Origin of the sequence: Lentibacillus sp. (genome assembly GCF_035301925.1) — a bacterium.
Taxonomy (GTDB): domain Bacteria; phylum Bacillota; class Bacilli; order Bacillales; family Amphibacillaceae; genus Lentibacillus.
The window spans coordinates 1-5619 of the sequence record NZ_DATGTI010000026.1; the positions used below are offsets into that span (position 1 = coordinate 1).

At 39.6% G+C, this 5619-nt stretch carries 5 protein-coding genes and 1 pseudogene; 5 read left to right on the forward strand and 1 reads right to left on the reverse strand.

Translation table 11 applies throughout. The annotated features are described in order from the left end of the window. Positions 1 to 280: 280 nt before the first annotated feature. Positions 281 to 580 carry a hypothetical protein gene (locus tag VK080_RS02580; RefSeq protein WP_324223239.1) on the forward strand — a complete coding sequence of 100 codons (300 nt, stop codon included), beginning with the start codon at positions 281 to 283 and terminating at the stop codon, positions 578 to 580. A gap of 115 nt (positions 581 to 695) precedes the next feature. Here VK080_RS02580 and VK080_RS02585 read toward each other — a convergent pair whose 3' ends face one another. Further along, complete coding sequence (locus VK080_RS02585; protein WP_324223240.1) at positions 696 to 1328, reverse strand: hypothetical protein; 633 nt, start codon at positions 1326 to 1328, stop codon at positions 696 to 698. A 632-nt stretch (positions 1329 to 1960) separates the two neighbouring features. On the opposite strand from VK080_RS02585, the gene VK080_RS02590 reads away from it, so the two are divergent. From VK080_RS02590 to VK080_RS02605, 4 genes and pseudogenes are all read left to right on the forward strand, one after another. Continuing rightward, positions 1961 to 2524 (forward strand): Uma2 family endonuclease, encoded by a 564-nt coding sequence (locus VK080_RS02590; protein ID WP_324223241.1) that lies wholly within the window; start codon positions 1961 to 1963, stop codon positions 2522 to 2524. Positions 2525 to 3004: 480 nt separating this feature from the next. Continuing rightward, positions 3005 to 3652, forward strand: a complete 648-nt coding sequence (locus VK080_RS02595; RefSeq protein ID WP_324223242.1) for a YczE/YyaS/YitT family protein — start codon at positions 3005 to 3007, stop codon at positions 3650 to 3652. A 66-nt stretch (positions 3653 to 3718) separates the two neighbouring features. Next, positions 3719 to 5116, forward strand: a complete 1398-nt coding sequence (locus VK080_RS02600; protein WP_324223243.1) for a hypothetical protein — start codon at positions 3719 to 3721, stop codon at positions 5114 to 5116. A 297-nt stretch (positions 5117 to 5413) separates the two neighbouring features. After that, positions 5414 to 5619, forward strand: a pseudogene (locus VK080_RS02605) (NAD-dependent dehydratase); the annotation flags it as partial.

Genomic DNA, 5619 nt, shown 5'->3' on the forward strand with positions numbered 1-5619 from the left:
GATATTGAAGCACGTTTGGTCACTGAGATGCCTTCTCTTTGACGTTTCAACCGATATTGAAGCATGTTTGGGTACTGAGATGCCTACTATGTGACGTTACTAACTTAAGTCTGGATTTTTCTTTTGGGTGATGTCAGAGGTGGTTTCGAATTCACGTATATTTTGCTTGATGATACCGGGTTGTCATGAGTCACTTGCTCGGTGACAAAAGCTATTCGCTAAAGACACGTGAAAATGTGCCGTATACGATGTTTGTTGATCCGCCTTCTCAAGAGTCGGTATGACCGCTGAAAAGGCTTATAAGAGAGGGTTTGAGGTAGCTGAAGGTAAAATGCCGGTTGCATCACATCCCCGTGCCCATGTGCTTAATGATCTCCGCGGACTATTTAAAGTCATCGTTGATAAGAAAACGGACAAAATTTTAGGTGCCAGCCTGTTCGGTCCGGTATCAGAAGAATTAATCAACCTCGTCAAGTTTGCCATGGACATGAATGCTCCTTATACGTATCTAAGGGACCAAATGTACAACCACCCGGTTATGAGCGAGTCGTTCAACGGGTTGTTTGCGGTTGAGGGTTAATGCTTTGGGGAGTTTTTTAAAAGAGGTGTTCCAGAAACAACAGGCAATTTAATATGAAAACGACATCCTCAAAAGAAAAAGGGTCCAGTTTATGGTCTCCCGGCTGTTTTGTATATTAATTAATTCGGTTAACCTTCTCTGGCGCTCTATTAATCACAATCCAGCGATTATATAAATCTATTAGAAACCCGATTCCAAACATAAACAGCAATGTTCCTGGACCAACACCGTTTATACTTTGCCGATAAATAATAATGATAATACTTATCGACAACGGAATTGCCGTACAAAAAATGGTACCTGTTGTATAATTGTTCATCAATTTTCCAAATGCCCTCAACAGGTATATTGAACTTGATTGGAAATAAATGCATATAGCGACTGCGATTAGGTTGAGTCCAATGAATAAGTATATATAACGAACTCCTAAATCATTTGGTACATAAACCATCTGATGCAAGTACAAAAACAAATCAATGAAAACCCCAAAAAGGATAGAAAGCGCAATGGTTTTAACAATCATTCCCGCGTTAAATTTTATTTTCATAAAATAGCTAAGCAACATCGCAAAGAAATACAATATAATGAGGCAAACACCAACGCTAAACGGTAATATATATTCAAGATTTTCCGCAGCAGATGTCCAAGGTGCACTTCCTAAGTTACTGATTATCATAAAACTATTGCCTAAAGCATTTAAAGTAATAGCTATTACAAACCATAATGAATTTAAAGGTAGTACTCTCATCCAGACCTCCGATCGACGTAAAATTGACTGCCGAACAGGCTAATACCCAATACCTTTTTTCTGTCATTCGTTTGACCTTGTCCATTTAAATGTTAATACCTAAACTTGATTAAATCAATCGTATTTGGTGGTGGGGATATTGACAAAGTGCATGGCCGGAAGACTTCTATAATACAGTTAACTTAAAATGTGATATGATAAAGAAAATATTAAATGGCGGTGATTTTTATGGGGTTCATTGAATCATCAGAAGAACTTATGAAGCGTATAGCAAATATGGATCGAAATAATTCCGTTTGTTAATTTTCTAAAATTTACGCTCGTATTACAGGAAGAGGACGAAACCTCAATCAAAACAGACGTAGAAAAAAACCCTAAACTTAAACAGATGATTGAGGAAAGTCAAAGTGAATACAAAGAAGGAAAAGGTATGTCAACTTCGAAATTATTAAAGTCACTAAAATAAGGAAAACAGAAAAATAAATAAATTCCACGCCATCGTTAATATAATTATAACGATGATGTCTTGCTCTCCTTTTCAGTTACATAGGATATATTGAATCAACCCTCGTCAAAGAAGCTACCTCCTGTGATATAATAAGATAATAAATATATAAATGGAGGAGATTGGCATGAGTCTTCCCGAGGAAAAGAAGGTAAGTGTCGAAACTTTTTATAAAATGCGCGACGAAACCGACCACTTGTTAGAATATGCCGATGGAATTGTTTATATGTCACCATCACCCTCCACAAAGCATCAACAGGTGTCTGCCCGGCTGCAGGCAAAATTGTTTAATTTTCTTGACGGCGGAAAATGCCAAGTCTTCAGTGCTCCCTATGACATTCAGCTGTATCGGGATGACTTGGATGAAACAAACATATTCATTCCGGATTTAAGCGTTATTTGTGATGTTGAAGGACTTGAAGAAAACAAATTTGTCGGAGTACCTGAATTGATTGTTGAAATCCTCAGTCCTTCCAATCAAAGTTATGATCTGGTAACCAAAATGGAAGCATACATGAAATATGGTGTAAGAGAATACTGGGTGGTCAATCCCATATTGGACGCGATTCAAGTATATGCTTTAACGGATGAACAAGTGTATCAACAAGCAGACATCGTGAAGAATAAAGGTGTTGTGTCATCTACTGTATTGAAAGGGTTCCAGGTTGATTTGGAAGATGTGTTTCGGTAGTTCTTAAAGACCAGAACACGTCCTTGCATATAAACATGGGCGGGAAAACCAACTAACCTAACGGATGTACAGAACATGCTCCCGCCCCCCCAATACTAACCCTTAAGGCTTAAAAGGCCACCTGATAATACTCAAAAACGTCTGAATACTTCGAACTGGACGAATTAACAACTCGGTTACGTCATTCGTTACAAGGCTTTTCCTTTTATAATGATAGACATCCGCAATATAGGTAAGGTCATACGCCCGCCAGATTGGTTTTCTCTTTTTTTTACCTGTGTCCGATAAAATTCCTCTTGGGATACCGGGCTATAATTTATTGTGCGGTTGAGGATATCGGATAAATGACCGGCAATTTCCATGTAGGAGACGGTGTTTGGACCTGTCAAGTGTGTATACAATTCCGGAAATCAGAAAGCAGCTGCCGAATATGATATAATAAAGATTCTGAAATTGTATATAGAAAGTAGGCAGAGTGCAATGATTCATGTCTTTCGCTGGTCGATTTTTTTTATTGGCATCATGATTTTCAGTTTGGGAATCACTATTGCGATCAACGTGCAGCATTTGGGCATTCACCCGTGGGATGTCTTGAATGTGGCGTTATTTGATTTGGTCGGGTTGTCCATCGGCTCATGGGCGATCATCATTTCGTTTGTACTGATTGTCATTTCGTGGATCCTTGACAAGTCCTATATTAAAATCGGGACATTCCTGAATGCGGTGCTGATCGGTGTCTTTGTCGATTTTTATATGTGGCTTGATTTCCTGCCGAAAGCGACGAACAGCTGGGTGGATATTGCCATTATTATTGCTGGTATCATTGTTATGGGTCTAGGCGGCGGTATTTATAATTCGGCGGGTGTTGGCTCAGGTCCGCGGGATGGATTTATGCTGTCAATTGCAGATAAAATGGGTGCGTCAATCGGCAAGGTACGAATTATCACGGAATGCGGTGTGCTGGTCCTGGGGCTGATATTGGGAGGTCCTGTATTTATCTTTACATTTATTTTCACATTCATTCAAAGTCCGATTTTTGAGCGAACGTATTTACAGATGAGCCGTGTTGTGGAACGGGTGTCTTCGCATGCAAAAAAGCATGTGACAGATTCCCGTAACTTTGGGTGAGTGGAACAGGCTCAATTCAAAGCCCAAATATGTTACAATAATAAAAAAGGCAAAGGGGAGTCATGTATGAATACAGATCAGTTCTCCATATACGGAAGCAGTCAAAAGCCGATTCAACTGCGCGCAAGCAGAATAGCCCTTTATCTTGGTGCCGGAATTATAGAAGCCTGGACCAAACATAATCAAGTCTATTACCTGTTTTTCTACAAACATGACTTCCTCACCGCAGCCAAAGCAAAAAAAATGAAGCGGCGTTCGTTTATCGCGTCTGCCTTTAAACAAGGTATCGTATACAACGCTCCTCATCCGTTTATCGATGTACTGCTTTCAACGAATCAGCCATACCGCATTAGACGCCTCGATCCATTGCTGAAAAAACTTGACAAGAATTACACTCCTCAGGAAAAAGCATTTATTTTAACCTTCTTTGAGTCATTTATTTCAAAAAAACGTCTGTTTCATGAAATAAAATCCATATTTTACGTCTATCGCCGAAATGGCCAGAACTTATTAGGCTACCGGATTGTCCGAATCATGATGGACTTAGCACCGGACCACAGCCTGGTCAGACAGCTCAAAGGTGATTTGAATTTTAAACAATATGCTGATATGTACCATCATCAATCTGAAAACATCATGACGAAAGATTTGATTTTTGCTGAGAAAGTATATGATGCCGAAAAGGATAAAGATAACAGCTTTCATCATCTCATAGCCCTCCTGAATGAACAGTCACGATGGATTGATATGGCTGCATTGTATGGCAGCAGATTAATTGAGAACCCGTCCGAAACAAGTTATACCCCGCTCATAAAACTTCTTGATCAGCATTTGGATAGCCATGATAGCATGCAAGTTTTGGAAAATATTTACCGTCAATCACCTCACTACATACCATTAAAACAGGATCTCTTGGAAAAATATATACAACTGAATCAGCTTGAGAACGTGCTGAATATGGTTGAGCATCCTGATTTAGAGCTCGATGCCCGACAAACTGAATCCATAAGAGACATGCTTGAACAACCGGATCTACAATCACGATCGTTAACAGCGGAACAGCTGCAATCTTTATTTAAAATGACCATTGACGTCTATCCGAAAAAAGCGATAGATTTGATTCATGGCTATATTTCCGCACTGCTGAATACAAATGAGCCTGCCTATATCAGGGAACTGCTGAGGCCTTTAAGTGACCGTCGGGAAGTTCATCCGTTATATCAGAAAATGAATCGGCTGGTAACATTCAGTGATGACTTGGATCAAATGCAAGCTCTTGGAGAATTATATTATGAATTCAGGCAACTGGAACAAGCCATAGAGTGCTTCAGCTGGGAAATGGAACTGAAGCCTGAAGATCCAAAACCACTCAAATGGCTATCTAAAGTTTACCAGCAACTGGGGATGAAACAGGAATCGAAGGCGTACAGGCAATTGCTGACTAACCTGCAGAAACGGGCTTAATATCAGACGACACTAAAGGGGGGAAGGAGCGGACCTTAAATACAAAAAGAAACATGCATCTGTATGGAAGAAAATAAAAATAATGAAAAATGCGGGACATATGCGTTTAATTTGAGACTTCTGGTTCCTGAATGAACGGGAATCGGCTTTGATGTTCAATTTAACCGCATCATTTGTAAAATTGCTTGTAACATGATAATTTTTTATAAGAAGATATGTATAAGAAACGCTGATTATTTTGTATGGTCTGAGCTATGGCGGCATATGGAATAGTCTTATAAATAGGAGGTAAACGACATGAACATTATAGTTGCTGGGGGAGACGGTTTCTGCGGATGGCCGACTGCACTCTATTTATCAAGACAAGGACATGATGTATCGATTATCGATAATATGGTTCGTCGAAAAATGGATAATGAGCTGCATTCGAATTCATTGACACCGATTGCCACATTGGAAGAACGTGTGGCCAAGTGGAAGGAATTGACCGGTAAGGAAATCCG